Here is a 26,519-nt window from a genome sequence, read left to right as displayed (position 1 = left end):
TAAAAACAAAAAATCGGGGCAGCGCCGTTCCGCTGCATGAATAGGGTGCCCTCTTAAATTCAATCTATTATTGTCTTGACTGCGGGGTCCACTTTAGTCTTTATCAAGCAGTTGCTTATGCTTCAGGACCTCATTCAGAGTTTTTGCGGTGTTCTCATCAACGCTATCTGTTGCGGGAATTTGAAAAGACTCCTGAAAACGCCTCAGTGCGTTGGAAGTTGTATCACCAAAAAAAGACGCAATCCGCTCATCATTCGAAATGAGAAAACCTAAGGAAGTGAGTGCCTGCTGCAAATTGGAAACTGCATTGCCTTGATCAAACTGGCGGATGGAAGAAGCAATAGCTTTCATTTTTTATCTCCTCGGTTGATACCACAGGAACCTGATCGATCAGTTTTCATTAACCGCACAAATCATGTTTTCTTGCGAAAACCTCCTCTTTTATCGGTCTGATAAAAGACATCACTACTTGTATGAGCCTATTGAACCAGGCTTTCATTATTACGATAAAATAAAATTGGATACTTTGCGAAGTCTTTTTTTAGATGCCATCAATGTCGTTTAACCGATTATTTCTGTGCTAAAAATAAGGGTCGTACCCAATAATTTGATTGGTATGAGCATATGTGAAATTTGTAGTTGTGTATATATCCCTTATCCTGGTTACTCGCTTTGGGTTGAGATTACTCTAAGCTGTCCTTCCACTTCAGTCCGTGTCACATTATGAGAAAATCTTAGCTTTAGCAGGTATTATCCTAGGAAGCGACGTAGATCGTTTTACACCCAAGAGGGAGGATATCCAGAAAATACTTTGAACTTCGCTACAGATGTTTGTTAATCTGTCACGATTCTATTGACTTATTAAACGTATCGATTCTTATGCCAATGGATAAGACGGCCCAACTCAGCAATCCAGAATCCAATAATATCAGGCCTAAACCTAAGCGCAGGCGTAGCCCAACAGTTCGCGCCGAAAAAGATAAAACGCAGAAACGGTTGAGAAAAAAACAAACCAGTGAATTCAAGTGGAATTTATTGCTGATCAGCTTAGAGATCCTCGGTTTGAGCATTATCGCGGTTTCGGCCATCATCGTGCTTTTAGGCTATTCCGCAAGCCGGTTCTCAGGCACCAGTTTTTTCAGCAGCCTGCTTCCGTTCGCTATCGGTGTATTAGCGCTGGTGTTGGTTGCTTGCGTGTTACTCATCGGCTGGTGGAAGCTGAGAAAATGGCTACAATCCCATTCTGAGTTATTGACCCCGATCCTATCCCTTTCATTTGCTTTGCTAATCGCTTTTTTGGTTACCCATGACCAATTCACTCTGGCATATGGAAATTTCCGCACACTGGTGGGCGGCAAGGAAGAAGCAAGCCGGGTGACAATCTCACATCAAGTCTATGCAGCTTATCGCAGGCACAGTTCAACACAACTGCAAAAAATGATTAGCCGATCACAAGAATATCAACAAGCTATCGAAGATGCTGCCAGATCGTTCGATGTCGATATCAATCTATTACAGGGTATTGCAGCAACAGAATCGTCATTCATACCCAGAGACAGTAGTGACGGCGGACGCGGTTTATTCCAAATCACCCAAGTTCCAAAAACCGTCTTGGTTCAGGCGCATAAGCGGCTAGGCACTGAAAAAATCTCGCTGGAGAATCCCCGGCACAACGCCTTCGTCGGTGCGGCCACATTCAAACACTACCTAGCCGAAATGAAAGGCGATCTCTTTTTAGGCTTATTAGCCTATAACATCGGCCCGGCTAACGGCGGTTTGCGCTTCATCATGCAGCAATACGGTGCCACCAATTTCACTACGATTCAGCCCTATCTACAAACGCTGCCGCGCGACTACCCAATTCGGGTATTATCCTACTCCTTGGCATTCCGTCTCTGGCAAAAAGAAGGGAAATTGCTCGCTTACGAAGAAGGGAACAATGCTATCCATATACAGCGGATCGGTATACCAGGACTGCAAAATGGCTTGTAATTATTCAGCGCAATACGCAATTTATTCTTTTGTTATTAACTTTACTTCATCAACCAGATCATTTTCATCATAACTGACTTGAAAAGCCATCTCATCGCCATTAAACGTTATTTCAGCCGGCGTACCAACAAGCTCCCACAATCCCAACGTAGCAACACTTGCTGCGCCATGAAAGAAAGCCCTGCCTGCCTTGGCGCCTGTACTATACCCTTGCACAAATTTAAAGATTTCAAACCTTTTATCATTTTTATATTCACTGACAACTGGGGCACCAAACTCAGAGATCAGCACTGCTCTTGATACGCCTTCTTTTAATAAGCTGATATCTTTCTTTTCCGGTTGTTTTGCCGCCATGAAAACAGAGCATCCGGAAACTTGCATAGTCAATATCACCAGCAATGCAGCCGATAATATAAACTTTATTAAATTAATCATAATTATCCTAATGTTATTCATCTACATCTCCGTCAATAAGTTTAAGTGAGCATTATTGTTAATCCGAAGACTTCAGAAGTAAATCCTGATCGGGTAGCTGAAAAAATAAAATGATTATGAATATCCTCATAACCTCACGCGTTAATTCTACTGGAATCATTTCATTATTGCGTTGTTCTAGTACATATTCAGAATCCAATTTCTATATAACTTATAGTTATAAACTAATTAATAAATAGTATTTCTATTTATATCGCAAAGTTGTTATCTTACGTTTCCGTTAACCTCCATTACTTCATTAGGAAGTGTAAATGACTATTAACCTCGGTTGGGATCCAGAAATTATGACAACTAAGAATACTGACAAAAAGATACCCGTTGATGTTGCTCAGGAAATTCTACGCGTTGTGGCCAGCATCGAATATGGATCGGTTGAAGTCGTTATACACGAAAATAAAGTTGTGCAAATAGAATGCCGTGAAAAGATCCGCGTGAACCAAAATGGATCTGGACGTAAAACATCGAGATCATAATTGAATAAGTTTTGGGTTTAAAGCATCAAGATCAAACTGATCTGACAAATGACAATAACACCGACCAACAAAATTGGAAGTTAAAGAGCAAAAAAATATCAATAACTCAACCGGATTGCCGGAGGGTTTACTTAGGAGAATAAATTGAAGTTTATTTGGTTTTTTTTACACATTGTGGCGCTGAGCACATTCACGGTCAGCCCAACCAAGGCGTCTTCAGATAGTAAATCATCTGTAGATTCTCAAGCAATGCAACCGAGTGTTGTCCGAGTAGCACAGCAGATCGCTGTTGATACCGGCAAGCCATTAACCGATAAATCATCGGGGCAGGCCAAACCATCTGATCTGGAAAAATCATTACCTGCCATTGTGCCGGCAGCCAAAGTATCGGATGCAAAAAAACCGACCAGTTTTCACCAGCGTTCCAACAGCTATGCAACCAACCCTGAATCTGATCCGCCACGTTATGTGCGTCAATTAAGCGATATTGGTGTTGAGCGGTTTAAAGATATTACCTGGCTGGAAGTCGGCCTTGAGCACCGTACGCGTTATGAATGGCGTAATAACGACATACGCCGTATTGAGGGTGGAGAGGATAATCCCTTCTTTTTACGAAATCGCGCATGGATTGGGATCAAGGATATTTTGGATCCATTCCGTTTCGCAGTCGAGTTTCAGGATTCCCGCGTCTATAACAATAAGCATGCCATCACGGATCAAGAAAGGAATGAGTACGACCTACTCAATGCCTACGGTGAATTACATTTCAAAAAAGCACTTGGAGCCGATGACCGAGGCAATGATCGTCCAATCCGATTCCGTGTGGGCCGCATGGCCTATGAAACAACGGACCGGCGTTTTATCGCACGAAATGAATGGCGCAATACCACTAATACTTTTGAAGGCTTTCGCCTGAATCTGGGACGCGAAGCCAATGATTGGGAGATTGACCTGTTTGGCTTGCAACCCGTTTTGCGTCTGCAAACTCAATTTGATAAGGCCAATGATAATCTATGGTTTTTTGGAGGGATCGGCACTTGGCGCAAGTGGTCTGAAATCGCCACCTTTCAAGCGTATTACATGGGCCAAAAGCAAACAGCTAATCCGAATGGCTTTACAGCGACCAATCAATTAGATCGGCAAATTCATATGCCTGGGTTCCGCATATACGGCAAAGCAGGCAGCATTCTTGATTTCGATGTCAGCTACAACCACCAGTTAGGGTTTTCCGGCCCCAATCGTGTGGATGCGCACGGATATACCATCGAGGTGGGTCGCGGCTTTGAGCATGCTTGGAAACCCCGACTCAGTGCTTTTTACGGCTACGCCAGCGGCGACAAGGATCCCAATGACAATGTTGACAACCGGTTTGATCGCTTTTTTGGATTCGCACGGCCTTGGTCAGCCGATCACTATGTGGTTTATGAGAACTTGAAGGCGCCCAAACTCAGGTTTGAAATTAGTCCGACGCAGAAACTAGGATTTGAGGTGGGTTATGGCGCCTATTGGCTGGCCAGCAAAACCGACCGCATGTTCGATATTCTCGACGGCAACATCAGTAATACCATCAAGGATCCTGGATTCAATCGAGATCGCACTGGACAAAGCGGTAATTTCGGTGGCCATGCATTCGAAGGGCGCATACGCTATCAACCCACACCACGCATTAATACCACCCTCGGCTATACCCATTTTACATCGGGTGAATTCGTACAAAACCGTATCGCAGCACACTCCTGCGCGACTGCCCATTCGCACCCTTGCGTCGACCAGCGCTCAGGCAACACTGATTTCTTGTACTTTGAAGTGTTAATCAGTCTCTTGTAAACAATCTTAAATTTCTATTGGAGAAAAAATCATGACAATTAAAACATGGCTAACAACGAGTCTCTTGACGGCAAGTTTGATAATTAGTAATAACGTATTGGCGGAAAAAACACTGCTCAATGTTTCTTATGATCCAACGCGCGAGCTTTATAAGGAATTTAATACTGCTTTTGCCAAGCATTGGCAGGAGAAAACCAAGGAAACCGTCACAATCAAGCAATCTCACGGTGGTTCTGGAAAGCAAGCGCGATCAGTCATTGACGGCTTGGAAGCAGATGTTGTCACGCTCGCATTGGCCAATGATATCAATGCCATCGCAGAGAAATCCAAATTACTTCCCGAGGATTGGCAAAAACGATTATCACTGAATAGTACGCCATATACCTCGACAATCATTTTCCTGGTGCGCAAAGGCAATCCCAAGGGGATTAAAGATTGGAATGATCTGGCTCGACCTGGCGTAGCTGTGATCACACCCAATCCGAAAACTTCCGGGGGCGCGCAGTGGAATTTCCTGGCGGCATGGGAATTTGGCAGACGGCATTATGGTGAGAACGAAGCGCAAGGATTCGTCAGTAAAATATACAAAAATGTACCTGTTCTCGATTCCGGCGCGCGCGGTTCAACCACGACATTTGTGGAACGCGCCGTTGGTGATGTGCTCATCACTTGGGAGAACGAAGCTTTTCTGGCACTCAAAGAATATGGCACGGATAAATTTGAAATTGTAATACCGTCATTGAGTATTATTGCAGAACCGCCCGTAGCGATAGTCGATAAAGTGGTTGATAAGCGAGGCACACGCCAAGTCGCTAAAGCCTATCTCCAATATCTCTATTCCGAAGCAGGCCAGGAGATAGTTGCCAAGCATTTCTATCGCCCTACTAATCCGAAGGTTGCTGAAAAACATGCCGGTAAGTTTCCAAAGATTGATCTATTCAAAATCGACGATGCCTTTGGCGGCTGGAAGAATGCACACAAAACCCACTTTGCCGATGGCGGAACATTCGATCAGATTTACTTGAAGTAAGAATAGATTGACCCAGATTGACAAACCGTCTGATTCATAAGGATTGATCGATGAGTACTTTTAAACAACACAGCATTCTGCCGGGCTTTAATCTGGCGCTTGGATTTACCCTGCTGTATCTGAGCTTAATCGTACTGATTCCGCTTTCGGCAGCGTTTATCCGTACCGCCGAGCTAACCTGGCCGGAATTTTGGTCCATTGTCACCACACCGCGCGTCGTCGCTTCGTACCAGTTGACATTTGGCGCGTCATTCGCCGCTGCATGCGTCAATGTGGTATTTGGACTGTTAGTGGCATGGGTGTTAGTACGTTATCATTTTCCCGGAAAGAAATTAGTCGATGCATTAGTAGATCTTCCTTTTGCCCTACCAACTGCGGTGGCCGGTATCGCGTTGACCGCGCTGTACGCAGGCAATGGCTGGATCGGTCAGTTTCTTGAACCACTCGGCATCAAGGTGGCTTTCACACCCATCGGAATTTTTGTGGCACTGACTTTTATCGGACTGCCGTTCGTAGTGCGTACCGTGCAACCCGTACTCGAGGATATTGAGTCCGAGCTGGAGGAAGCAGCAGCGACACTCGGCGCCAATCGCTGGCAAACGTTTACCCGGGTGATTTTTCCGGTAATTTTTCCTGCATTGATGACCGGTTTCGCGCTGGCTTTTGCACGTGCGATTGGCGAGTACGGATCGGTGATTTTTATTGCCGGTAACATGCCGATGATCTCTGAAATCACTCCGCTACTGATTGTCACCAAACTGGAACAATATGATTATGCAGGTGCCACGGCATTGTCGGTGGTGATGCTGGTGATTTCTTTTATTCTGTTACTGATTATTAATCTGCTGCAGTGGTGGAGCCGGCGCCGCAGTACTATTACCTGAGAGCAACTATGTCCACGATTACATTCCCCGCATCCGGAAAAACTTTTAGGCAGCGAGCCACACAAGAGCCTGCCTGGGTGCGCCGGTCATTGATTGGATTGGCGCTAGCGTTTCTAACGCTATTTCTTTTCATTCCACTGATTTCGGTTTTTTATGAGGCGTTCAAAAAAGGCGCAGAAGTTTATTTTGCCGCAATCACCGACCCTGATGCTGTTTCCGCCATCAAATTGACGCTGACCGTAGCGGCGATCGCGGTGCCGTTGAATCTGGTGTTCGGTGTTGCCGCAGCCTGGGCGATCGCCAAGTTTGAATTTCGCGGCAAGAACCTGTTGATCACGCTGATCGATCTGCCTTTCTCCGTATCTCCAGTGGTTTCAGGGTTGATTTATGTGCTTGTCTTTGGCCTGCAAGGATGGCTAGGTCCTTGGCTGGCAGAGCATGACATGAAAATTATTTTTGCTGTTCCCGGTATTGTACTGGCAACTGTTTTTGTGACGGTGCCGTTTATCGCGCGTGAGTTGATTCCACTGATGCAAGCGCAAGGCACTGAAGAAGAAGAAGCGGCCGTGGTGCTGGGAGCAAGCGGTTGGCAAACCTTTTATCAAATTACGTTACCCAATATCAAATGGGGATTACTGTACGGCGCGATCTTGTGTAATGCACGAGCGATGGGAGAGTTCGGCGCGGTATCGGTGGTATCAGGGCATATTCGCGGCAGCACCAATACCATGCCGCTACATGTCGAAATTCTCTATAACGAATACAACTTTGCAGCCGCCTTTGCAGTGGCTTCATTGCTGGCACTGCTGGCATTGGTAACGCTGGCATTAAAAACACTGATCGAATTTCGCAACAAACAACATCAAAAATCAAGAGGTCACGAATGAGCATTGAAGTCCTTAATCTCTCAAAACAATTTGGCACTTTCACTGCGCTGCATGATGTCAATTTGCAAGTACATTCCGGTGAATTGCTGGCATTGCTGGGACCTTCCGGTTCGGGAAAAACCACGTTACTGCGCGTGATCGCAGGACTTGAAACAGCCGATAGCGGTCAGGTGCTATTTCACGGCGAGGATGCCACCGATCAACATGTCCGTGAACGTCAAGTTGGTTTCGTATTCCAGCATTATGCATTATTTCGCAACATGACTATCTTCGAAAATGTCGCTTTTGGCTTGCGCGTGCGCCCCAAGAAATTTCGTCCTGCCGAAACGGAAATCCGTGATCGGGTTATGAAGTTATTACATCTCGTACAGCTGGATTGGCTGGCAGATCGCTATCCTCATCAGCTCTCAGGCGGTCAGCGTCAACGTATTGCGTTGGCGCGAGCGCTGGCGGTAGAACCCAAAGTGTTATTGCTGGATGAACCTTTTGGCGCATTGGATGCCAAGGTGCGTAAGGAATTGCGTTCCTGGTTGCGCAGATTGCATGATGACATGCATATTACCAGCGTGTTCGTGACGCATGATCAGGAAGAAGCACTCGAAGTCGCCGATCGGGTGGTTGTCATGAATGAAGGTCGGATTGAACAAATCGGCACCCCGGATGAGGTCTATGAGCAACCCGCCAGCCCCTTCGTCTATGAGTTTCTCGGCAATGTAAATCTGTTTCATAGCCGTCTGCATCGTGGGCGCGCCTGGATTGGTGACATCGAAGTGGATGTACCGGAGCACGCAGAAGCTGACGAACTCACGGCAGTCGCCTACGTTCGCCCCCATGAGATCGAAGTTGAACGCACGCATAATGGTGAAGCGGCACTGGCGGCACGTGTCGTTCACGTTCTTTCCGTGGGCCCGATCGTTCGATTGGAGGTAGTGCGTATCAACGACGCAGACAAAACCCCGATTCAAGTTGAAATCAGTAAGGAGCGTTTTCGTGAGTTACAACTGATAAAAGGCGATGAAGTATTTATCAAACCACGCCGCCTTGATTTGTTTCCCAAACATCAAAATAGCGCCAATGATACGGCACAAGCACAATGAAACGTTTTGGATTATTACCCTAAGTAAATAACTACGCTTAAACAATCAAACTTTGAGAGCTTAGAGAAATTCTACGTTTGCTTCATTTGATAACACGCATAAAACATGGGGGAGAAAATGTCTTTACAACTACTGCCTGTTCCATCTCATTTGCTCACATAAAGGCAGCGTACTTTTTCTAGATGCTGATCGAAGATCATATACTGGGTAATAAGCAGGATCATGGTGCTTATTTTGAGGAAATTATTATCAAATACGGATAGCGTACCTAATACTGAAACCAGCCAACATTCAGACAGTAACTGGCTTTCGACTCTTAGCGCATTAACAGAACTGCAAAACTTAATTGGCGCACAGATAATCTTGCAACAAGTGGAACAAAAAAATCAGGCTAATATTGCAGCTTCTGCACGTTTTAATCTGATCCAAAGCGACTATTACGACAAACTGGTTAGAGATCATCTGAGATGCTTATGATAGAAGCATTTTATCTCTAAGGGTTCAGTTCCCTGCCCCTTGGGGCGAAAGCTGGTTGAAAACCAGCAGATTGAAGCACCCAGAAAATACCCCGCTGCTTGTGGCAGCATGCTTTATTGAAAAATAATCTTACCGCATATTACAACTAAAATTGTAGCATTCCAGTGTTAATCAATTATTCCAGTGCGTTGCATCATTGCAGAAATACCTTTGGATTCTTATTGTAAGATTCAAGCACGCTATATCAAAATGCATCATACGATACCACTGACTTTCCAGTGCTAGAAATACATACACCAATATCCAGACAAATCTATTACCCGCCAAAATTCGATCTAAGCCAAACAATCTCAATCTGCATTTTCTTGACAAAACGTACAGCATCTCTATAATCCACCCTTCGTTTCTGAAGTGATACCAGTCGCACAGCAACTTCATATTGCGGGAATAGCTCAGTGGTAGAGCACAACCTTGCCAAGGTTGGGGTCGCGAGTTCGAGCCTCGTTTCCCGCTCCATTTTTCAAAGAAAATGGCTCTTGTGAAATGTTATTTTATTTTCGGAAATTGGATAGCCGATTACAGGCTTCTTTCCGTAAGACTTACAGCACATTTAGAAGTTATGCAGTAATGGCGGGGTGGCAGAGTGGTCATGCAGCGGCCTGCAAAGCCGTCTACGCCGGTTCGATTCCGACCCCCGCCTCCACCGATCAGATATTTCTATCGCCCGGGTGGTGAAATAGGTAGACACAAGGGACTTAAAATCCCTCGGGCTTAAACCGCCCATGCCGGTTCGATTCCGGCCCCGGGCACCACCAGATAGTTTTATACAGTCCCAGAAAGTCCACCAAACCAGCATAAAAAAATGATTTTCGTGTTTTTTATGTCCGGCAAAATGCAGTAACATCCTTTACAATCCAGCCAAATATGCAGTAACATTTGCAGTAACTCATCCTGTTACTGCTTTTTCTTTTGTGAGTTACTGCTTTTCACTTGGGGAGTTACTGCAATGGCCCGACATAAAATCAAAGCTGATGCGGCAATCAAGGCCGCAAAACCTATGTCGACGATGTACCGCTTGAATGATGGCGACGGTCTGTACCTACTGGTTAAGCCGGATGGCGCCAAATGGTGGAGATTTGATTACTCAATCGGTGGCAAACGTAAAACCCTATCTGTGGGGGTCTACCCTGACACACCCTTGAGTGCAGCGCGTAAAAAAGCCAATGATGCGCGCGAATTGGTAGCGGCTGGAACAGATCCTAGCGATATTCGCAAGACTGCCAAGCAAGTACAGACAAAACGCCTGGAAGCCGAACGGCGTATCAGTGAAGGATTACCTGCTGCCGGTTCTTTTGAAGATATTGCGCGAGAATGGGCATCTGTCCCAACAGACAGGCGATCCGACAAACAAACGGAAAAAATTATCGGCTGGATGGAAAAGGATATTTTTCCTTGGCTTGGGAAACGGCCCATAAATGAAATCACTACGCCTGAAATAGATGCAACCATCCAGCGCATTGTAGATAGGGGCGCACTGGATATTGCCCGGCGCATCCTTTGGAACTGTGGCCGTATATTTGGATATGCCGCCAAAAAATGATATTCGCAAGGCGATCCTACAGCACGTTTATGCGAATACATGCCAAGCAAGAAAGTTGAACACCACGCCGCCATCACCGACCCCAAAGCCGCTGCCGAGCTACTACGCGCCATAGATGGCTATCAAGGCTACTTTGTTACCAAATGTGCCCTGCGCCTTTCTCCGTTGTTTTTTGTGCGTCCCGGCGAACTGCGCAAGGCGGAATGGACTGAAATTGATCTGGATAATGCAGAATGGAACATACCCGCCGAGCGGATGAAGATGCGTAAACCGCACCTTGTTCCTCTATCCACACAAGCGGTGGAACTTCTACGCGAACTCCACGCGATGACGGGCGGCGGGCGCTATGTGTTTCCGGGGGCACGCACCAATGACAGGCCGATGAGTGATAACGCTGTGCTGGCCGCCTTGCGGCGCATGGGATATGCCAAGGATGAGATGAGCGGTCATGGCTTCCGAGCAATGGCACGAACGATCCTTGATGAAGTGTTGGGGGGTACGCCCGGATTTCATCGAACACCAGCTTGCCCATGCTGTGCGCGATCCGAATGGACGCGCATACAATCGCACCGCGCACCTCGCGGAACGTCGAAAAATGATGCAACAATGGGCGGATTATTTGGATAAATTGAAGGCAGGTGCGGAAGTAGTACCGCTGCACAGCCAATTGGCCTGACGTTTTCCGTCCCCGTTTTTGCTCTACTGGCGGTAAATATTGAGGAAAAAATGACTGAAGCACCCATTAGTACTCCACCGCAAGAATACATGGGCATTATCAGTCCTTTGATTGACAAAGCCCGGGGGTTTCTGGAGGCCGGAGAAAAGCTTCAGGCAATGGCGTTCGTTGGCAATCTGACCACCAAGGAATTCATCCCGGTGATAATTCAATCGGGAAGCATCGAGGGCAAAGACAAGTCTGCGCAGATAATCCAGTCAGTAGCATTGGCATTGGAGGCTGATTTTGTGTTCGTGATAATGGAAGCATGGGCGCTTCGGCCAGACAAAATGCACCAAATGAATGCGATCCTCGACAAGTACGGAAGCATAAGTAAATCGCCCTATGCGATAGATACGTGTTCGCTTATGTTGGAAACAAGGCATGGAGTGTGGTCCGCACAACCGCAGATCAAGACAAAGGGGATTTCCAAGAAGAAACGAACAATTGGGGTAGTAGAGTTCCGCTATTTCACAGAAGTTAAGGGCAGATTTGCACACCTGCTACCCCAAAAAGAAGGCGATGAGCCAACGAAGATTTTGCATTAATGGATAAAAATAGATTCGCTCTACCTCAGCCTTTCAATGGCGCCTCTAACTTGCAACTGATAATTTACAGTTTCTTCTGCAGACTTTTGTAAACTACCAGAACTCATTTCTTCATCAAACTCTTTGAGTCTTTGTTTAAGGTCTCTAATTTGTTTGTCATTATTTATAATTTTATCCCTAAAGAAATTAAGGCTGTTGGATTCACCAAATTCCCTGGTAGCATCAAGTGCATGAGCGAGATCTTTTTTAAGTTTGTCGGAATCAAGTATCTTTTGCTGAAGCAATTTTCTATTTGAATCTTGTTGAGATTCTTGACCATTAATATAAATATTTATTGCTTATTTACTTTCAAGGAATACATTTATTTGTTTAATATTATCTAATAAGGGCATCTATTTCCTCTAACTTCATCATACCTATATAAAATACTTTTTTGCCCATATCCGCATAAACACTAGCAAAAGAACTATTAGTAGAAACCTCAACGTTATTTATGTAATTGTAATAAAAATCTTTTTTATTACCACTCAGTTCATAATTCCCATCGCGCTCCACCACATTTCTGATTATTAACAATTCATTTTCCGCTTTATTTAATTCTTCCATATTGATACGAATGCTCGTATTAAGATCTGATAATCTAGAAATGACATCATGTGAAGAGGAGATTCTTCTTTGTTGTTCAATGTCTTGTGCAGCAATCTTGGGAGATTCGTATATAAAGTAATCAGCGCCAATTATTACAGTACTCACAGCGCCAGCTAACGCGAGAAATGCAAGGGATTTCTGAATCCAAGCTCGATATCTTAGACGCTTTATAAAATCTTCCATAGTTGATCACTTCGTAAAAAGATATAAAACAGTATACAACTTACAACTGCATCACAAAAACCGTTTGGCAAAAATGGGCAGTTAGGATAAAGATAATTCGTGTTAGGGCTCGGGTGCATGCCCCTTCTAGGTTATACCCTTCGCACCGGTCGACGTCGCAATCCTGAGGAGTTCAGCTTTTCGATGAAATTGTCAGAACGTTTGTATGAAAAAGTAGTACGTATGCACACAGACTACGATATATAAAAGGGATAAATCAGGAATAAAAGAGAACTGAAAGCACTATTAAAATCGGTGAATCTTTTTCACACCGTTTTATAATACTGAAGCTATTAAAAATTAATTTGTAGCCTGAGTAAAATGTTTTAAAGCATCATTCGCGGCTTTCCTGGCGGCTTCAGCATTACCATCCATACCTTCTTTAATAGCATCATCTAAGCATTTAATGCCATCATCCATCTGTTTATTATCGTATTTGTTATGTTTATCAGTTTTCGCAGCATTCGCATGATTTTTCGCCACCTCTGCATGTTTGGTGACATCCATGCCATCTACCGCGGTGGCGGCCCTTTGTGTATGCTGAATTGCATCAATTAATCGATTATCTCCTGCCATTACGCATAAAGAAAAAATAACCATAAATAATATACTTGAAAATAAAGTAATAGTTTTCATACTGATTAATTCCACTAAAAATCAATCTAAGGAATGATCACAAGAAATTTCGACTTTTCCGAATCATTCTTTATTAGTATATCCGAGAGAATGGAAATTAATCTGTACGATACCGAACGTAGTTAGAGTTTGGGCAGCATCCTCATACAATGCTTTGGATATGAGTTTGTTTAAAGTTTCTTAGGAAAACAAACTCACCCGTAACATATTGCAGCGCCCTTTCGTAGTTTTTGTGGTCAATTTCTATAGGTTAAAAAAATTAAGTTACAATTCGATAGTCTGACAAACAAAATCATTTGGCCGCAGAATTCGGGCAGGTGCTGAACACGCCACAGCAAGCAAACAAGCGCGCACTCGATGAAATTATGCGCACCGCACGCAGGGAGGCACATAGCCAACCAGCACGGCAGAAAACTAATCTCCCTATGTTAATCAAACCAAAAAAAGGAAGCCATCATGTAAACCCATACCGGAATAAATATTGCACACATCAAATGAGTAACTGTCCGGACTCTTCCCGGGCAGCTTAAATGAAAGTATTGCAGGAGATGGTAAATTGATTAATAAAATATTTTATGGTTTAGCAGTCTTGTTAATGGTTCTTGTAATTGCATGGGGTGGGTCGTGGTTATATCAAGTCATATTTAAACAATTAACTAAAATTATCTCATGATGAAACAATGGGGTAATTATGAATTTTGGCGTCTGGGTAAGTGTTTAAAAGTTCTAATGAAGGATAAAAATGGCTGAATGGAAAGAATGGAACGGATCCAGAGAACAGTTGGATGAAATGCGCACTGCTAAAGAAGGTTTTATCTTGCGCGGTATTGAACATGCTTATGAAAAAGAAATTACATTTCATAATATAAGCGGTCTTTCTTGTGTGGATATGTCGAATGTAACGCATTACTTAATCTGTCAACCTGTTCCTCAATTCGATATGAGAGTACGGCAAGCGCAGACAGGTCAGCCGGTTTGGTGGAGAGCAAAAGATAATCATGGTGAGTGTGATTGTGGTTGCATAAATATACCTTGGGATTATTTGGGTTTTGATTTCTCTTTCACTCCATTCAATGAGGTTAAATCATGAGCGAGAAGACAAAAGTTTTTTTGTATACACTCCTTTTAATTGCGATATTAATAACATCGTTTATTTATTCTAATAACGAAAAAGAGTCTTGTGAATCCATCGGTGGCGCTTATTCTAGGCAGTCCATGACCTGGTCGTATGAATGCATAATACCCAGCCCTACTCAGGTAAAACCATGAGCAACTGGCAAGAATTGCCGAAAGATCCAGAATAATAAAATCCTTGATAATAAGCATTTTTCTAGACACATCTGATGTTGTAAATCGCATGAGTTAGTGTTCAACATCATCGTGAGATTAATCCAAGTTCATCAATAAGAATCTCTATCGAATGTAGTAAAAATTCTTTACTTTTCCGGTATCGCCAATTCTCATGTAATCTCCCCATTAGGGGCGTAGAATCAAGTGTGCAATAATCGAACTTTGCAAGAAATATCATCCATTATGAACAACTTGTAAAAAATTGTTTTCTTAAGGGAGAAAATCATGCCTCATGTCAGCGTACATTACAAAGTTATTATTCCCGCAGGCCATCATCGTCAACCGCGCAACGCCAATGGAGAGCTCGAGCCTTATCCATCCAGTGAAGTTGATGTCGATGAACCGGGAAATATTTCACCACTATACGTCCCTGAAATACAATACACATACAATGGCGCTATCGGTATGGCTCATATGTTATTCTGGAGCGTAACCGATGGAACGCAAGGGCAAACCTACCCGGCAGGAACATTAACTCAATCAGTCGGCAGCAATCCTTTAACGATTACCGCGTGGTATTACCCCACAGGCGGAGGTGGACCCGGACCCACCGTCATTATTGACGATGCATTCTCGGCCATCAAAGGGGATTTCATCGATGATACTTTTGTCACGGTAACCAGTGATCCGAGCCTCACCAGTCAGGCCAATGTGGTCGGTGTCGTGCTAACCACCAAAGCACAAACCTTGCAAGCCTCAGCGTCGGTTAATTCCACCACTGAGCCATTTTCCAAATGGATCTCCTACGGTGCCGGAACAGCAAACAACAGTGTGATCAATGTGCCAGCCGGTGCAACTGGAATAGCCATTGCGGTTTATGAAAACTCCAATGTCAATATTCCAAAAATAGATCCGGATGCATTCGGTGCTATTTATGGAACCATCATCGGCGGTGTAGCAGTTGATGGCGGCGGAGCAATCATCATCAACGGCAAACCTCATCCCGTTGTGATCCATGGGGTCCGCTAATGATCAGTCTTGCTAACGCATCTCTGGCATCAGCAGCAGCCAAACATTTGGGTCGATCAACGCAAGCGGAGATGCAAAAAATTGCCGCCCAATCCGTACTTGATGCAATCAAAGTAACGGTACCCAAGATAGAAAAGAAAATCATTAGCAAATAATAATCCGTCCACAAAACAATTGATTCTTCCTTCCGGGAGAATCAATTGTTCCAAGAAAATCCATCACTACTTATTCATCCATTTTCTCGCGCCCCATATCTTCTAAGGCAGAAAATTCAAGTCCATCAATCTCCTGCAACGATTTCCCTGCAATCCCCTGCAAATCCCCATACATCCCAACGGTCGCTCCCATCACCCGCTCAATCTGCTCTTCGCGCTTTGCCCATTGTTTCATAATAGCTTTGCGCTCCTTATCAAGATCCTCCTGCATAGTGGAAAATGCTTCAACGATGGCTTCCACGCGTTGGCGGAAACGTGGACCGGTTAGGTATTGGTAGACCATTTCCGTTTTAGTTTGCTGGCCCTCTGAAGATTGACGTGCCAACGCGATTTCCAGAAGTGATTGGCGCAGAATCATCGCTACCGGCAAGGTAGCGCGCGGGTGTGTGACCCAGATGCCTTCGATCATTTCGAAAGTTTCGACGCCTTTCGGCAACACTTGACTGACGATCACAGCGACTTCTGCTTTCGCCGTGCGCTGGTCATCGCGAAGTTTTACCAGCCAGGAATCGCTCCAATTCTTAGTACGTTTGAATTCCCATAAAATAGTGCCGCCAGCCTGACCGCTTGCACCGATCACTCGGTGCAGTACATCCCCGCCAAACTCACCTTTGGGCACCGGTTCGATGATATCGAAAGGAAATTTGCTACGCAGTAAGTTCTCCAGTTCAAGTTCCTGGACTTCGCCTTGCAATTGTTGAGAACCCTGCTCGGCCCTGCGCTTGAGGTCTTCGATCTGTTTCTGCATTGCGGCGATGGTCTGTTCTTTTTCCATCACCTTGAGTTTCTGTTCGTCCTCGGCTTCTTTTTTGGCGAGTGTACGCACTTCGGTCAATCCATCCTGCACCCGCTTTGCTACGGTGAGCTCCAGTTCCCGCTTGGCATCGTCGAGTTCGCGCTGTTTCTTGATAAGTTCAGCTTGCGCCTTTTGTGCCTCAGCCAATTTCTCGTCGCGGGATTTGAGCACCTCTTGCAATTCAACCAATTCACGCGCCTTGTTCTCCAGCTCGGCAGCGCTAGCCAGTTTGGCTTTCCTGGATTCCTCCGCAATCAGGCGGGAACGCTCTATTTTCAACTGTTCAGCCACTTGACTGGCTACCTGATCGTCAAGCTTGCGCTTGTCTTCCGAAAGCTGCTTTTCCTTGTCGCGCATGGCTTGTTCGCGTTGGATGATTTCAGTATCTTTTTGCGCTAGCCGTTGCTCAAACTGCTTGCGTGTGGATTCAATCAGCGGTGCCGCCAATGATTCGGTGAGCTTGATTTCCGTTTTACAGTTCGGGCAGACAATCGTTGGTTCTGTCATAACAATATTTTTCCTGTCTATACCGGCGATAAGTTAGCGAAGAAACGAGTTTTATGTTTTGAAATATTACGCTGTATTTCTGATCAGTGCTTATAGGTTATTGAAGTGACCAGTGCTATTGCAGCATTGTTGGAATCTCGATTTTTGTATGCCGAGCTACAGGCACGAATCCAATTATTTTTTCGGCAATCTTTGCCGGTCTTGCCGTCTATCCACTATAAAAAATCAAGTAAAAAAGAGCCAACGCAGTCAGCGTATGCTCTGCCGCAGACTGGCATGATCATTGCTGTCAACATTTACAGCAACTCATTATAAATTCTTAGCGCTAAATATTTAGGAATCCCTATGAAAAATAAATTCGAGAGCTTGGAGCTCGGCCAATTCATCCCTCTACATTACCATCACAATATGTTGAATGACACTATCCGAATGGCAGGCTTTAAAGAGGCGATTAATTTGGTGGTCAAACCCGGCGCTAAGGTGCTGGAGTTGGGTGGTGGTACTGGCGTGCAATCCTTTTTTGCCGCACAAAAAGCACAGAAGGTTTATTGTGTTGAGCGCAACCCGGAACTGGTGGGTGCTGCACGTAGCTTTCTTGCACAAAACACCAACGGAAACAAGGTCGAAGTGATTCAGGCAGATGCGCTACATTACTTGCCACCGGAACCCGTCGACGTGGTGATCTGTGAAATGCTGCATACGGGTTTGTTACGTGAAAAACAAATGCCCGTTATCGATTCCTTTAAAAAACGTTACTGGGAAAAATTTGGCGGCCCCCTGCCTATCTTTGTGCCAGAAGCCAGTATTCAGGCCATTCAGCCGATAGAACAGAACTTCCATTTTGAAGGTTTTTACGCACCAACAATTTTATTTCAAGATCCCTGTTCAATTCAACAGAGAAGTAAAAACCTCGGAAATCTTGAAGTATTTCAGCTGCTGTCTTATGCGGAGCCATTTAGCCAAACCTGCCATTGGGATGGAGAAATCATCATTGCCGAGAGCGGTCAACTCAATGCACTACGACTCATCACCAAAAATATTCTAGCCATTAATATGTTGACACACAGCACTGTCGATTGGCATACCCAATACATTATCGTTCCACTATCCACGCCAATCCAGGTTTCCAAAGGCGACCATATTTCAATACGTTTCAGTTACCAAGGCGGCGCTCCCCTTAACGCACTGTCAGATTCATTGGAAGTTCGCCTTGTCAGTAAGCGGGTTCCGGTCTTGGAATTAGCACTCGAGGCGTTAAATTATCCATCGAAGTTTCAATCAAATACCACCCAAATGCACCATCACTGATTCACGTATCGCAGGCAACCCCTAATCGTGGTTGGATATTTTTTCAGGAAAAACTTTGCTAGACTGAAAAATAGCAGACAAAAAAACCCGCCTGATCAGGCGGGTTTTTATTTATTCGACCGAATAAATTTAATAAAAGTGATTTACTTTTAAGCTTTCCTGTTACTCAATGTGAAACCTATTAATCCCAATCCTACTAACAACAGCGCATAGGTTTCTGGTTTTGGCACCGGATACGGCCGCATATTGGGTGTCGCATAGAGATCATAACCAATGCTTGCTGTCGGGAAGACCAGCGTTGGGCCATACGCATAGAGCCCGGCATTATCATCGACTGAAATCATTGGATTTACCGTTAGCGTGGTTGGCAGCACATTGTTGTAGCGGTATCCGTCGCCCGCTGAGGTATGGGCGGCCAACACATACTGAGTACCTGCAGTTTCAGCAGTGAATTTAAAACCCACGGTAACCGGACTATCGGAGCCGAAAACATCCGAATCCGTAACGGGATACGCCGAGGTATCGAGCGCAAGTGCTGGAGAAGCGCTGCATAGCATTACCAAAGCGAGTACTACCCTCTCTTTTGAACCAGCAATAAAAGAATATTTCATAATCATTTTCTTTATATTATTCAAATTTTGTTTATGGATATATCAGTGTCACATTAAAATTCAATCAACTACAAACCATGGTCATCGTCTAAAATTTTTATCTGCTTATCTGTAGTTAGATTGCCCTTCTACAGATAAAAATCTTTCAGAGGACAATATTTTTGTACAAACTTGACCGTCTAGAAGCATATGACCTGATATCTGAGATAAATCAACTAAATACCTCACTCAAATTTGATCACAATATCGATCCAGTCGATATAGTTGCCATGTCATTTTCAGCCAGTACATCTGTACTATAATGGTCATACTTGGGAAAATCCCATGCTTTAATCAGCATTTGCACAAATCAGGTGCAGAATAGAAAAACAAAGAATACTGATGCAATCAGTCACTTTTACTGCATTGCTTTCAATTAGATGCCTCGCTGCAAGCAGCGGAGTACTTTATTGCTTTTCCCATTGTCGCGGGACTGGTGTTTCTTGGAATGTTGATCGCTGCAATTGGATTAAACCCTGTAAAAACCTATCAAGAGCGTTAAAATGCATCGCCCTAACAAAGGCGCGAACAAATTCTCGGCAGCCAGGCAACACCTGACAATGAATAATCGGAAAAGTCTAACAATATCGGCGTTTTCAGTGCCGACCAACAGCCAGCATTAATTACTCAACTTGGGGGATTGTTCCATCATGAGAAATATTAGAATACTAACCATGAACATTCAAGCACAAGCTTGGCCAGCAGGTCCTCACAGCGATGCCGAATGGCGTGCAAAAGCTGCGGTTAAAGCGCTGGATCCGGTAATTTTTCTTTTGATGAGCATCCCGATATCGTGGTCTTCAATGAGGCGGATAATGAAGATGCGAAAGAGATTTTAGAAATCGGCCTCAAGGACATGTATCCCCATTTCATCGTGTTGTTCAACGGCAGCAGTGGTGACTTGAACGATGGCGGACTCGCCATATTCAGCAAATTTGAGTTCCGGGAATTACCGCCCTCGGCGCATAATTTTTCCAATAATAGAAGCCGTTTTTATCCTTATCGAAGTATGGGAATACCCGGTATGTTTTTCCCCATGAGCGCAAGTGATGACGGTTTGGCGGAAAAAGGCGTGGCGATCGTGCAAATCAGCACCGGGCTACACTTTGAAATCGTTACCATCGCCTTGACGCATTTACAAGCATTCTACGAAGAAGTCGGCGAACATCACACCATCCGCTTGCGGCAACTGAAAGTAATCGAAGCGACGCTGATCGATCTCATCGGCGCGCCGGAAGATAACGGCAACTGGGATAAAGTCATCGTGCTGGGCGATTTGAACATCCGCGGCGACACACCGCCCTATTCCACCGATGGCCATGGCGAATGGACCAATGTCTTCATCAACAACGGTGGTCCGTACAACAACGCCTCGCAAGGCATTACCACGCAGCAAAACAAGCTGATTTTCACCGAACAATTGATCGACGGCTGGCGCACGTTGATGGTGCCGCCGGGCGCCTTCATGGAAGCAGACCCGGGCTTGACCAACACCAATCTGAAAGAAGGCAAGCATTTGCCGGCGGGATTGAAAGAGCGGCTGGATTACATCTGCTTCCCAAAACAGCGAACAGATGGCATGGGAGAAGCGCCCCGCCGCTTCGTTGCCCAGCACATGCGGATTCTGCCATCCAATTTCTCTGCTCTGGATATGGCATTTGAACGAATCCAAAGCGACCACAAAGGTATTTTGGCGCAAGTGCACTGGCAGTTTCCGTACAACACCCCCCATCAAGCCAAACTGCAAGGCGACTTTGTGCATTTTCAGGCACCGGATTCATTGGTCAAAGTCAATATCGCCAATGACTTGAAGATCGCCTCCCCCGGCGTATTCCAGTGGATTTATATCCATGCGCCGGGTACCTATACCTTCACTTACTCGCCCAATCTGGAAGCCGCGTTCTATTACGAACACAATATATCCACTCAAGTCGCCCCGTTCAATCAAGTCAAATGGGTCGAATTGGGACTCGACAGCAACTGGTTAAACAGTCTGCAACACGAATTCGGGCTTTCCGAGGCGGGTGATCAGGTCGACGTGCACCGGCCGATGTTCATCCGCCTGAAAGCCACCGAAAGAGAAGCACCATTCACCGGCAATATCGCTTTTTCCTTTATCAAACACACCGGTGAAAACCGTTTCCTCGCTATCGGCTTATTGGCTAATGACATCCCCAAAGATCCGCGATTGCCGATTGGCCAGAAAAATGGCGCAAAGGATGAATGCTGGTTCAGAGCACCACTTGCGGAACAATTATTGAGTGGCAATCCCTATCCGGTACAGCTTTATATCAAAAATGATTTTAGTCGAAAAATCCGGCTAAGTCTTTTCGAAGGCATTTCCGCTCTGGCGCCTTCTGAGCAAGTAACCAATGAAGATCGGCTTATATTGATCGACTATGATCGTTCCGCCGATATCAAGGATGTTTATATTTTGCTGGAGCGCAGCCAAACAACGGATTATGAATTCCTGGCGGGTTATCGATACGGTATTTCCTACCTGAATCACTTGGAAATTTACAGTATCGATGACCAAAGTGGTCTGGGTGCTGACGAAATCCATCTCACCATGACTGCTGATGATATGGCGGCTAATTTCTTGGATTTCACGGATGAAGATTTTGACGATGACGAACGGCGAATGCTCAATTCTTATTTCCCTAAAAATGTCGCTTTTGCAAGCCGGCTAAATGTCACTGTTTTTGAATTAGATAGCGGTGAAGACGATGATGGACCTTTCAATGGCACTATCCCTGCCTTGGCAAAAGGGGAAGACAAACGGGAATCGTCTATCATTATTGAAGCGGATGGCGCAGAGTATGAAATAATTTATAGGTTAAGTAGGCATCCCAATCACTGAGTTTGGTTTTCAGCGAGCATAGCCGGTGACAGGCCAAAAAGAAATTCACGTTTTAGCGCAGAATGACTCTAATTCTCGTTAGCTGTATACACTATGTCGCGGGTGGTAATCATCGTTTTTTTCGGTCTCTTGGCTCCTAACGGCTTCCAAAACAACGTAGCGGCAAAGCAGATGACCGCTATGTCGTTGCCTGGTATAAATACCTTTAATCATTGGCAGTAATTTGCAAGCGTAAGTTCTGTTTGGAAAACAAGAGAATAAAGAAAAACTGAAATGACCAAGCAAAATTTGAAACTATTCGGTATGGAAGCGGAAAAAGGCAGATGGATACTGGTTGTGACTGGATTATTAATCAATGTTTGCCTTGGATCCATTTATGCATTCAGTATTTTCAGAAAACCTTTGGAGGCATTGTGGGGACTTACTTCCAGCCAAAGCGGTTATCCATTTATGGTATTCCTGGCGGTATTCGCGATTGCGATGCCACTAGCAGGAAATTTAGTGGCGCGATGGGGTCCCAAAAAGACCACTATGCTTGGGGGCTTGTTGGTAGGTGCAGGTTGGATTATTGCAAGTTTCTCTCCGAATATTACATTTCTTACCATTTTATACGGCGTAATAGGCGGAGCTGGGGTCGGCATCGTTTACGGCTGCCCGATTGCAGTTGTCGCGAAATGGTTCCCGCAAAAAAGTGGTTTGGCAATTGGCTTAACGGTCATGGGTTTTGGCATATCGGCATTGGTAATCGCGCCACTCATGAAAGCGATGATCGATAATCCGGATATTGGAATACTCAATACGTTTCTTTACTTAGGGATCGCCTTTTTAGTTGTCATAACACTCTTAGCCCAGCTATTGAGTTTCCCGCCAACTGAGTGGGCACCTGCGGGAGTAAAAACAGCTTCAGCTACAACCGCAACAACGCCAACTATAAACCTTAGCAGACAAGAAATGCTGAGAACACGCAGTTTCTATGCGCTGTGGGCTACGTACACAATCGGGTGTTTGACTGGATTAATGGCGATAGGAATAGCATCACCTGTTGGAACAGAAATAGCCAAGCTGGATACGACGACCGCAGCGCTCGCTGTTTCATTGTTTGCGGTATTTAACGGCTTGGGACGACCACTATTCGGAGCCATTACCGACAAACTGGGCCCGAAGCACACAGCCATGATTTCGTTTGCCATGATACTGGGTGTATCTTTGCTGATATCCTTTTTAGGACAAGGAAACGCACTGCTTTATTTCTTTGTATTCTGCGTGTTATGGATGTGCCTAGGTGGATGGCTTGCCATCGCGCCAACCACAACCGGAATATTCTTTGGAAAGAAACATTATGCACAGAATTATGGTCTGGTGTTTACGGCTTATGGTGCCGGCGCCATCCTGGGAACACTGCTATCCGGAAATATTAAGGATATCACCGGAAGCTATTTGGGTGCATTCCCAATTGTTGCAGGACTGGCAATTCTTGGAATGATCATCGCCGCTATCGGATTAAATCCAGTCAAGAACCAACAAACCGGTTAAAATGTGGCGATTAAAAATGGCGACCGAAACTAAGATTACCTAACTCCAATCACCTTATTGATTAATATGGATTTTTTAATATAAGAGTAGCGGGCACTGTGCGTAACAGTTTATTTTATTTTGGAGAAAAAAATGATCACCCTGTACGGAATTGAATGGTCACGGGCAAACTATGTATTGTTTATGTTGATTGAGCTTGGTCTTGATTTTCAACATGTTAAGATAAATCCTTTCGAGGAAGAGAAAAACGCTCCCGAATATTTAAAGCTGAACCCATTGGCCCAGGTACCCACCCTAGTTGATGGAGATCTTGTGCTGACCGAGGCAATGGCTATTAATTTTTATCTGTCGAGAAAATATGGCGCTGAAAAACTGTGGGCTAACCGGCTGGAAGATGAAGCGCAGATCTATAAATGGACTTTTTTTGCAGTAACCCAAATGGAAACATCGTGTGTCGATCTTATTCTTCACAGAAAGGTACTGGATGAGAAAGATAGAAGTTCTGACATCATCCAGTCGGCTGAAAAGAGGCTGATGAAACCACTCGAGGTATTGAATATCTATTTCAATGGTAAAGATTTTCTGGTGGCTAACAAATTTACCGTTGCCGATATTAATATGGCGAGCGTTTTGTCCTATGCACTGGGTGGTGAGTTTGATTTTTCTCCCTATCAAAATGTAGCACGATATTTGGATGCTATCTTATCGAGACCTACACGCAACAAAGCATAAACCGGTTGATAACAATGTCGAGAATTGATTCGTATTACCTTGATGAAGTAATGATCGACACAAAATCAGGCCAACCATTTTTCAACACTTAGATCGTGACCGCGTGATAATTCCCGGGTATCAATGAGTAGTTACTATTCCATAAAACAACACGTTCTATCCTATTGAGATGACTGTGAGTTATACCAATCGATCCAAGTCTCAGCTACTTGAAGAAATACAACGGCTACATATCGAGCTTGTCGCCGTAAATCTGATGACAGAAAAACGTACAACCGCACTTTATATCAATGAAGAGCGGTTTTCTCTGGCGATGCGTGGCGCTAATGATGGGCTCTGGGATTGGAATTTTGAGACTGATGAAGTCTATTACTCACCGCGCTGGAAAAGTATGTTGGGTTATGGAGAGAATGAACTTGAAAATGACTTAAACACCTGGGCAAGCCTAGTTCACCCCGATGATAGGGACATCGTGTTAGAAAAAGTTCAGAATTACATGGCTGGTCGAGCAGATTCATTTGAAGTTGAAATGCGTATGCGTCATAAGGACGGTCACGAAGTTTATGTTCTATCTCGAGCATTTCTTGTAACTCGCGAATCTGATGGTAAACCAGTTCGTCTAGTTGGAACACATATTGATATCACAGAGCGTAAAACAGCCGAAGTATTTGATAACAAGAATGCCGAAATTCTTGAGATGATTGCAATAGGGCGCCCTGCGTCAGACATCTATGATGCAATTGCTTTGATGTATGAAGCCCGACATCCTGGAATGCGATGTTCAATGCTCGAATTAGAAAATAATAAACTTCTACACGGTGGAGCACCAAGCCTACCGAAGGAATATTGTGACGCGGTAAACGGTCTGGAAAACGGACCCAGCGTTGGTTCGTGTGGCACATCTACTTATACAGGGCAGCGTGTTCTCGTTGAGAATATTGAGACAGATCCTAAATGGGAAAAAATAAAACAATACGCCCTACCCCATGGCATGCGTTGTTGCTGGTCTGAACCCATCAAAGATTCCAGAGGAAAGGTTTTAGGTGCATTCGGCATGTACTACAATCACCCTGCGCTTCCTAATGAAGCAGAATTACACGACCTTATCTCTGCAGCCCGGCTTGCGGGAATAGTCATGGAGCGGGATCAAGCTCAGAAACGCATCCAAATACTCGCCTATACCGATGAACTAACCGGACTTGCCAGTCGCGCCGCTTTTTCTCAGCACCTTGCAGAAATCACAAAAACATCGGCACGGCATAATCGTCGTTTTGGATTGTTATATATTGACCTAGACAACTTCAAGGCTGTTAACGACAGTCTTGGGCATGCCGCCGGTGACTTGCTTCTCAAGACCATCGCAAAACGTTTGGTCAATACATGCCGTGAAATTGATTTCATCGCACGCCTTGGTGGCGATGAATTCTGTATTCTTATTGAAGAAGTAGACGATGATTACGCGGCCAATGTTGCGAGACGTTGTCTTGATGCGATAGCGCAACCGATTGAGATGTATTCCAGAAAACTCACGCCGGCTTGTAGTATTGGAATCGCATATTACCCTGATGATGGAAAAGATCTGTCAGCATTATTAAAAGCAGGAGATACCTCGCTTTACACAGCAAAGGAAAATGGAAAAAATCAGTATGCTTTCTATAAAGCGGAACTTACCCAACAGGCTGAAAATCGTTTTCATGTCGAGCAAAACTTAAGGGAAGCAATCGAAAAGCAACAATTGTCACTTGTTTATCAACCGCAAATTGCAGTCAATACCGGAGAAATCTTTGGTTTCGAGGCATTGTCACGATGGTATCATCCGGAATTAGGCCAAGTCCCGCCAATTGATTTTATCGCCACAGCTGAAAAAATCGGCATGATTAGGCCGCTTACCGAATGGGTGTTAAGAACAGCCTGCAGCCAATTAGTCGCCTGGAAGAAAGAAGGTTTTCACACGCTTCGTATGGCAGTAAATATTTCTCCAAGCCTTTTTCTCGATAAAGAGTTCGCATCACTGATTAAACGTATTATTGAAGAAGTAGGAATAGAGCCCCAGCTGAGCTGGAATTAG

General features: G+C 44.7%; 26 protein-coding genes and 3 tRNA genes. 22 read left to right on the top strand and 7 right to left on the bottom strand.

Going from position 1 to position 26,519, the window contains the following annotated elements; all coding sequences use genetic code 11:
- Positions 1-93: 93 nt before the first annotated feature.
- Positions 94-351 carry a peptidoglycan-binding protein gene (locus tag ACH10T_RS05555; protein ID WP_394808325.1) on the bottom strand — a complete coding sequence of 86 codons (258 nt, stop codon included), beginning with the start codon at positions 349-351 and terminating at the stop codon, positions 94-96.
- Between the two features lie 534 nt (positions 352-885).
- Between ACH10T_RS05555 and ACH10T_RS05550 the strand changes: the two genes are divergently transcribed.
- Complete coding sequence (locus tag ACH10T_RS05550) at positions 886-1,992, top strand: lytic transglycosylase domain-containing protein (protein WP_394808324.1); 1,107 nt, start codon at positions 886-888, stop codon at positions 1,990-1,992.
- Positions 1,993-2,013: 21 nt separating this feature from the next.
- Here the strand turns inward: ACH10T_RS05550 and ACH10T_RS05545 are convergent, their stop codons facing one another.
- On the bottom strand, positions 2,014-2,448 hold the full coding sequence (locus ACH10T_RS05545; RefSeq protein ID WP_394808323.1) for a hypothetical protein: 435 nt from the start codon (positions 2,446-2,448) through the stop codon (positions 2,014-2,016).
- A 290-nt stretch (positions 2,449-2,738) separates the two neighbouring features.
- Here ACH10T_RS05545 and ACH10T_RS05540 point away from each other — a divergent pair, with 290 nt between their 5' ends.
- The 13 genes from ACH10T_RS05540 (at position 2,739) to ACH10T_RS05480 (ending at position 12,025) form a co-directional block, all read left to right on the top strand.
- Positions 2,739-2,960 carry a YezD family protein gene (locus ACH10T_RS05540; RefSeq protein ID WP_394808322.1) on the top strand — a complete coding sequence of 74 codons (222 nt, stop codon included), beginning with the start codon at positions 2,739-2,741 and terminating at the stop codon, positions 2,958-2,960.
- A 144-nt stretch (positions 2,961-3,104) separates the two neighbouring features.
- Entirely contained in the window at positions 3,105-4,787 is a 1,683-nt protein-coding gene (locus ACH10T_RS05535; protein WP_394808321.1) for an alginate export family protein, read from the top strand.
- 31 nt (positions 4,788-4,818) lie between these two features.
- Positions 4,819-5,817, top strand: coding sequence for a sulfate ABC transporter substrate-binding protein (locus ACH10T_RS05530; protein ID WP_394808320.1), 999 nt, complete (start codon positions 4,819-4,821; stop codon positions 5,815-5,817).
- A gap of 50 nt (positions 5,818-5,867) precedes the next feature.
- The gene (gene cysT / locus ACH10T_RS05525) at positions 5,868-6,701 is read left to right on the top strand and encodes a sulfate ABC transporter permease subunit CysT (RefSeq protein ID WP_394808319.1); all 834 of its coding nucleotides are present in this window, start codon (positions 5,868-5,870) and stop codon (positions 6,699-6,701) included.
- An 8-nt stretch (positions 6,702-6,709) separates the two neighbouring features.
- Positions 6,710-7,588 (top strand): sulfate ABC transporter permease subunit CysW, encoded by an 879-nt coding sequence (gene cysW / locus ACH10T_RS05520; protein ID WP_394808318.1) that lies wholly within the window; start codon positions 6,710-6,712, stop codon positions 7,586-7,588.
- Positions 7,585-8,685: a sulfate/molybdate ABC transporter ATP-binding protein gene (locus ACH10T_RS05515; RefSeq protein WP_394808317.1), complete on the top strand. Its 1,101-nt coding sequence runs from the start codon at positions 7,585-7,587 to the stop codon at positions 8,683-8,685. Before cysW ends, ACH10T_RS05515 begins: the two co-directional genes overlap by 4 nt.
- 222 nt (positions 8,686-8,907) lie before the next feature.
- Entirely contained in the window at positions 8,908-9,162 is a 255-nt protein-coding gene (locus ACH10T_RS05510; RefSeq protein WP_394808316.1) for a hypothetical protein, read from the top strand.
- A 441-nt stretch (positions 9,163-9,603) separates the two neighbouring features.
- Positions 9,604-9,678, top strand: a tRNA-Gly gene (locus tag ACH10T_RS05505).
- 113 nt (positions 9,679-9,791) lie between these two features.
- Positions 9,792-9,865, top strand: a tRNA-Cys gene (locus tag ACH10T_RS05500).
- Between the two features lie 19 nt (positions 9,866-9,884).
- Positions 9,885-9,974, top strand: a tRNA-Leu gene (locus ACH10T_RS05495).
- A 194-nt stretch (positions 9,975-10,168) separates the two neighbouring features.
- Positions 10,169-10,762 (top strand): tyrosine-type recombinase/integrase, encoded by a 594-nt coding sequence (locus ACH10T_RS05490; RefSeq protein WP_394808315.1) that lies wholly within the window; start codon positions 10,169-10,171, stop codon positions 10,760-10,762.
- Positions 10,763-10,801: 39 nt separating this feature from the next.
- Complete coding sequence (locus ACH10T_RS05485) at positions 10,802-11,389, top strand: tyrosine-type recombinase/integrase (RefSeq protein WP_394808314.1); 588 nt, start codon at positions 10,802-10,804, stop codon at positions 11,387-11,389.
- Between the two features lie 99 nt (positions 11,390-11,488).
- Complete coding sequence (locus ACH10T_RS05480) at positions 11,489-12,025, top strand: hypothetical protein (RefSeq protein WP_394808313.1); 537 nt, start codon at positions 11,489-11,491, stop codon at positions 12,023-12,025.
- Positions 12,026-12,045: 20 nt separating this feature from the next.
- Here the strand turns inward: ACH10T_RS05480 and ACH10T_RS05475 are convergent, their stop codons facing one another.
- The 3 genes from ACH10T_RS05475 to smbP all read right to left on the bottom strand — a co-directional run bounded on the left by ACH10T_RS05475 (position 12,046) and on the right by smbP (position 13,531).
- A complete protein-coding gene (locus ACH10T_RS05475; RefSeq protein ID WP_394808312.1) occupies positions 12,046-12,309 on the bottom strand; it encodes a hypothetical protein in 264 nt (87 codons plus the stop codon).
- 91 nt (positions 12,310-12,400) lie between these two features.
- Positions 12,401-12,856 carry a hypothetical protein gene (locus tag ACH10T_RS05470; protein ID WP_394808311.1) on the bottom strand — a complete coding sequence of 152 codons (456 nt, stop codon included), beginning with the start codon at positions 12,854-12,856 and terminating at the stop codon, positions 12,401-12,403.
- A 339-nt stretch (positions 12,857-13,195) separates the two neighbouring features.
- Positions 13,196-13,531 carry a small metal-binding protein SmbP gene (gene smbP, locus ACH10T_RS05465; RefSeq protein WP_394808310.1) on the bottom strand — a complete coding sequence of 112 codons (336 nt, stop codon included), beginning with the start codon at positions 13,529-13,531 and terminating at the stop codon, positions 13,196-13,198.
- 742 nt (positions 13,532-14,273) lie between these two features.
- On the opposite strand from smbP, the gene ACH10T_RS05460 reads away from it, so the two are divergent.
- From ACH10T_RS05460 to ACH10T_RS05450, 3 genes are all read left to right on the top strand, one after another.
- On the top strand, positions 14,274-14,621 hold the full coding sequence (locus ACH10T_RS05460) for a hypothetical protein (protein ID WP_292995345.1): 348 nt from the start codon (positions 14,274-14,276) through the stop codon (positions 14,619-14,621).
- Between the two features lie 485 nt (positions 14,622-15,106).
- Positions 15,107-15,850: a hypothetical protein gene (locus ACH10T_RS05455; RefSeq protein WP_394808309.1), complete on the top strand. Its 744-nt coding sequence runs from the start codon at positions 15,107-15,109 to the stop codon at positions 15,848-15,850.
- On the top strand, positions 15,850-16,005 hold the full coding sequence (locus ACH10T_RS05450; protein WP_394808308.1) for a hypothetical protein: 156 nt from the start codon (positions 15,850-15,852) through the stop codon (positions 16,003-16,005). The genes ACH10T_RS05455 and ACH10T_RS05450 overlap by 1 nt, the downstream gene beginning before the upstream one ends.
- Before the next feature lie 70 nt (positions 16,006-16,075).
- Here ACH10T_RS05450 and ACH10T_RS05445 read toward each other — a convergent pair whose 3' ends face one another.
- The gene (locus ACH10T_RS05445; protein WP_394808307.1) at positions 16,076-17,368 is read right to left on the bottom strand and encodes a DUF2130 domain-containing protein; all 1,293 of its coding nucleotides are present in this window, start codon (positions 17,366-17,368) and stop codon (positions 16,076-16,078) included.
- A 345-nt stretch (positions 17,369-17,713) separates the two neighbouring features.
- Here ACH10T_RS05445 and ACH10T_RS05440 point away from each other — a divergent pair, with 345 nt between their 5' ends.
- Positions 17,714-18,676 carry a methyltransferase domain-containing protein gene (locus tag ACH10T_RS05440; protein WP_394808306.1) on the top strand — a complete coding sequence of 321 codons (963 nt, stop codon included), beginning with the start codon at positions 17,714-17,716 and terminating at the stop codon, positions 18,674-18,676.
- A gap of 149 nt (positions 18,677-18,825) precedes the next feature.
- Here ACH10T_RS05440 and ACH10T_RS05435 read toward each other — a convergent pair whose 3' ends face one another.
- Positions 18,826-19,287, bottom strand: coding sequence for a PEP-CTERM sorting domain-containing protein (locus ACH10T_RS05435; protein WP_394808305.1), 462 nt, complete (start codon positions 19,285-19,287; stop codon positions 18,826-18,828).
- 829 nt (positions 19,288-20,116) lie between these two features.
- On the opposite strand from ACH10T_RS05435, the gene ACH10T_RS05430 reads away from it, so the two are divergent.
- From ACH10T_RS05430 to ACH10T_RS05415, 4 genes are all read left to right on the top strand, one after another.
- Positions 20,117-22,186 (top strand): hypothetical protein, encoded by a 2,070-nt coding sequence (locus ACH10T_RS05430; protein ID WP_394808326.1) that lies wholly within the window; start codon positions 20,117-20,119, stop codon positions 22,184-22,186.
- Between the two features lie 273 nt (positions 22,187-22,459).
- A complete protein-coding gene (locus ACH10T_RS05425) occupies positions 22,460-23,719 on the top strand; it encodes an OFA family MFS transporter (RefSeq protein WP_394808304.1) in 1,260 nt (419 codons plus the stop codon).
- Positions 23,720-23,851: 132 nt separating this feature from the next.
- Positions 23,852-24,451: a glutathione S-transferase family protein gene (locus ACH10T_RS05420; protein WP_394808303.1), complete on the top strand. Its 600-nt coding sequence runs from the start codon at positions 23,852-23,854 to the stop codon at positions 24,449-24,451.
- A 175-nt stretch (positions 24,452-24,626) separates the two neighbouring features.
- The gene (locus tag ACH10T_RS05415) at positions 24,627-26,519 is read left to right on the top strand and encodes a diguanylate cyclase domain-containing protein (RefSeq protein ID WP_394808302.1); all 1,893 of its coding nucleotides are present in this window, start codon (positions 24,627-24,629) and stop codon (positions 26,517-26,519) included.

The sequence above is a fragment of the Nitrosomonas sp. genome (assembly GCF_043753625.1).
Taxonomy (GTDB): Bacteria; Pseudomonadota; Gammaproteobacteria; order Burkholderiales; family Nitrosomonadaceae; genus Nitrosomonas.
This window is presented reverse-complemented; position numbering and strand designations above follow the sequence as displayed.

Bases quoted from the DNA above. Each gene is read 5' to 3' on its own strand.
- ACH10T_RS05555 (WP_394808325.1), bottom strand. From the start codon at position 351: ATGAAAGCTATTGCTTCTTCCATCCGCCAGTTTGATCAAGGCAATGCA.
- ACH10T_RS05550 (WP_394808324.1), top strand. From the start codon at position 886: ATGGATAAGACGGCCCAACTCAGCAATCCAGAATCCAATAATATCAGG.
- ACH10T_RS05545 (WP_394808323.1), bottom strand. From the start codon at position 2,448: ATGAATAACATTAGGATAATTATGATTAATTTAATAAAGTTTATATTA.
- ACH10T_RS05540 (WP_394808322.1), top strand. From the start codon at position 2,739: ATGACTATTAACCTCGGTTGGGATCCAGAAATTATGACAACTAAGAAT.
- ACH10T_RS05530 (WP_394808320.1), top strand. From the start codon at position 4,819: ATGACAATTAAAACATGGCTAACAACGAGTCTCTTGACGGCAAGTTTG.
- cysT (WP_394808319.1), top strand. From the start codon at position 5,868: ATGAGTACTTTTAAACAACACAGCATTCTGCCGGGCTTTAATCTGGCG.
- cysW (WP_394808318.1), top strand. From the start codon at position 6,710: ATGTCCACGATTACATTCCCCGCATCCGGAAAAACTTTTAGGCAGCGA.
- ACH10T_RS05515 (WP_394808317.1), top strand. From the start codon at position 7,585: ATGAGCATTGAAGTCCTTAATCTCTCAAAACAATTTGGCACTTTCACT.
- ACH10T_RS05510 (WP_394808316.1), top strand. From the start codon at position 8,908: ATGGTGCTTATTTTGAGGAAATTATTATCAAATACGGATAGCGTACCT.
- ACH10T_RS05490 (WP_394808315.1), top strand. From the start codon at position 10,169: ATGGCCCGACATAAAATCAAAGCTGATGCGGCAATCAAGGCCGCAAAA.
- ACH10T_RS05485 (WP_394808314.1), top strand. From the start codon at position 10,802: ATGCCAAGCAAGAAAGTTGAACACCACGCCGCCATCACCGACCCCAAA.
- ACH10T_RS05480 (WP_394808313.1), top strand. From the start codon at position 11,489: ATGACTGAAGCACCCATTAGTACTCCACCGCAAGAATACATGGGCATT.
- ACH10T_RS05470 (WP_394808311.1), bottom strand. From the start codon at position 12,856: ATGGAAGATTTTATAAAGCGTCTAAGATATCGAGCTTGGATTCAGAAA.
- smbP (WP_394808310.1), bottom strand. From the start codon at position 13,531: ATGAAAACTATTACTTTATTTTCAAGTATATTATTTATGGTTATTTTT.
- ACH10T_RS05460 (WP_292995345.1), top strand. From the start codon at position 14,274: ATGGCTGAATGGAAAGAATGGAACGGATCCAGAGAACAGTTGGATGAA.
- ACH10T_RS05455 (WP_394808309.1), top strand. From the start codon at position 15,107: ATGCCTCATGTCAGCGTACATTACAAAGTTATTATTCCCGCAGGCCAT.
- ACH10T_RS05450 (WP_394808308.1), top strand. From the start codon at position 15,850: ATGATCAGTCTTGCTAACGCATCTCTGGCATCAGCAGCAGCCAAACAT.
- ACH10T_RS05445 (WP_394808307.1), bottom strand. From the start codon at position 17,368: ATGACAGAACCAACGATTGTCTGCCCGAACTGTAAAACGGAAATCAAG.
- ACH10T_RS05440 (WP_394808306.1), top strand. From the start codon at position 17,714: ATGAAAAATAAATTCGAGAGCTTGGAGCTCGGCCAATTCATCCCTCTA.
- ACH10T_RS05435 (WP_394808305.1), bottom strand. From the start codon at position 19,287: ATGAAATATTCTTTTATTGCTGGTTCAAAAGAGAGGGTAGTACTCGCT.
- ACH10T_RS05425 (WP_394808304.1), top strand. From the start codon at position 22,460: ATGACCAAGCAAAATTTGAAACTATTCGGTATGGAAGCGGAAAAAGGC.
- ACH10T_RS05420 (WP_394808303.1), top strand. From the start codon at position 23,852: ATGATCACCCTGTACGGAATTGAATGGTCACGGGCAAACTATGTATTG.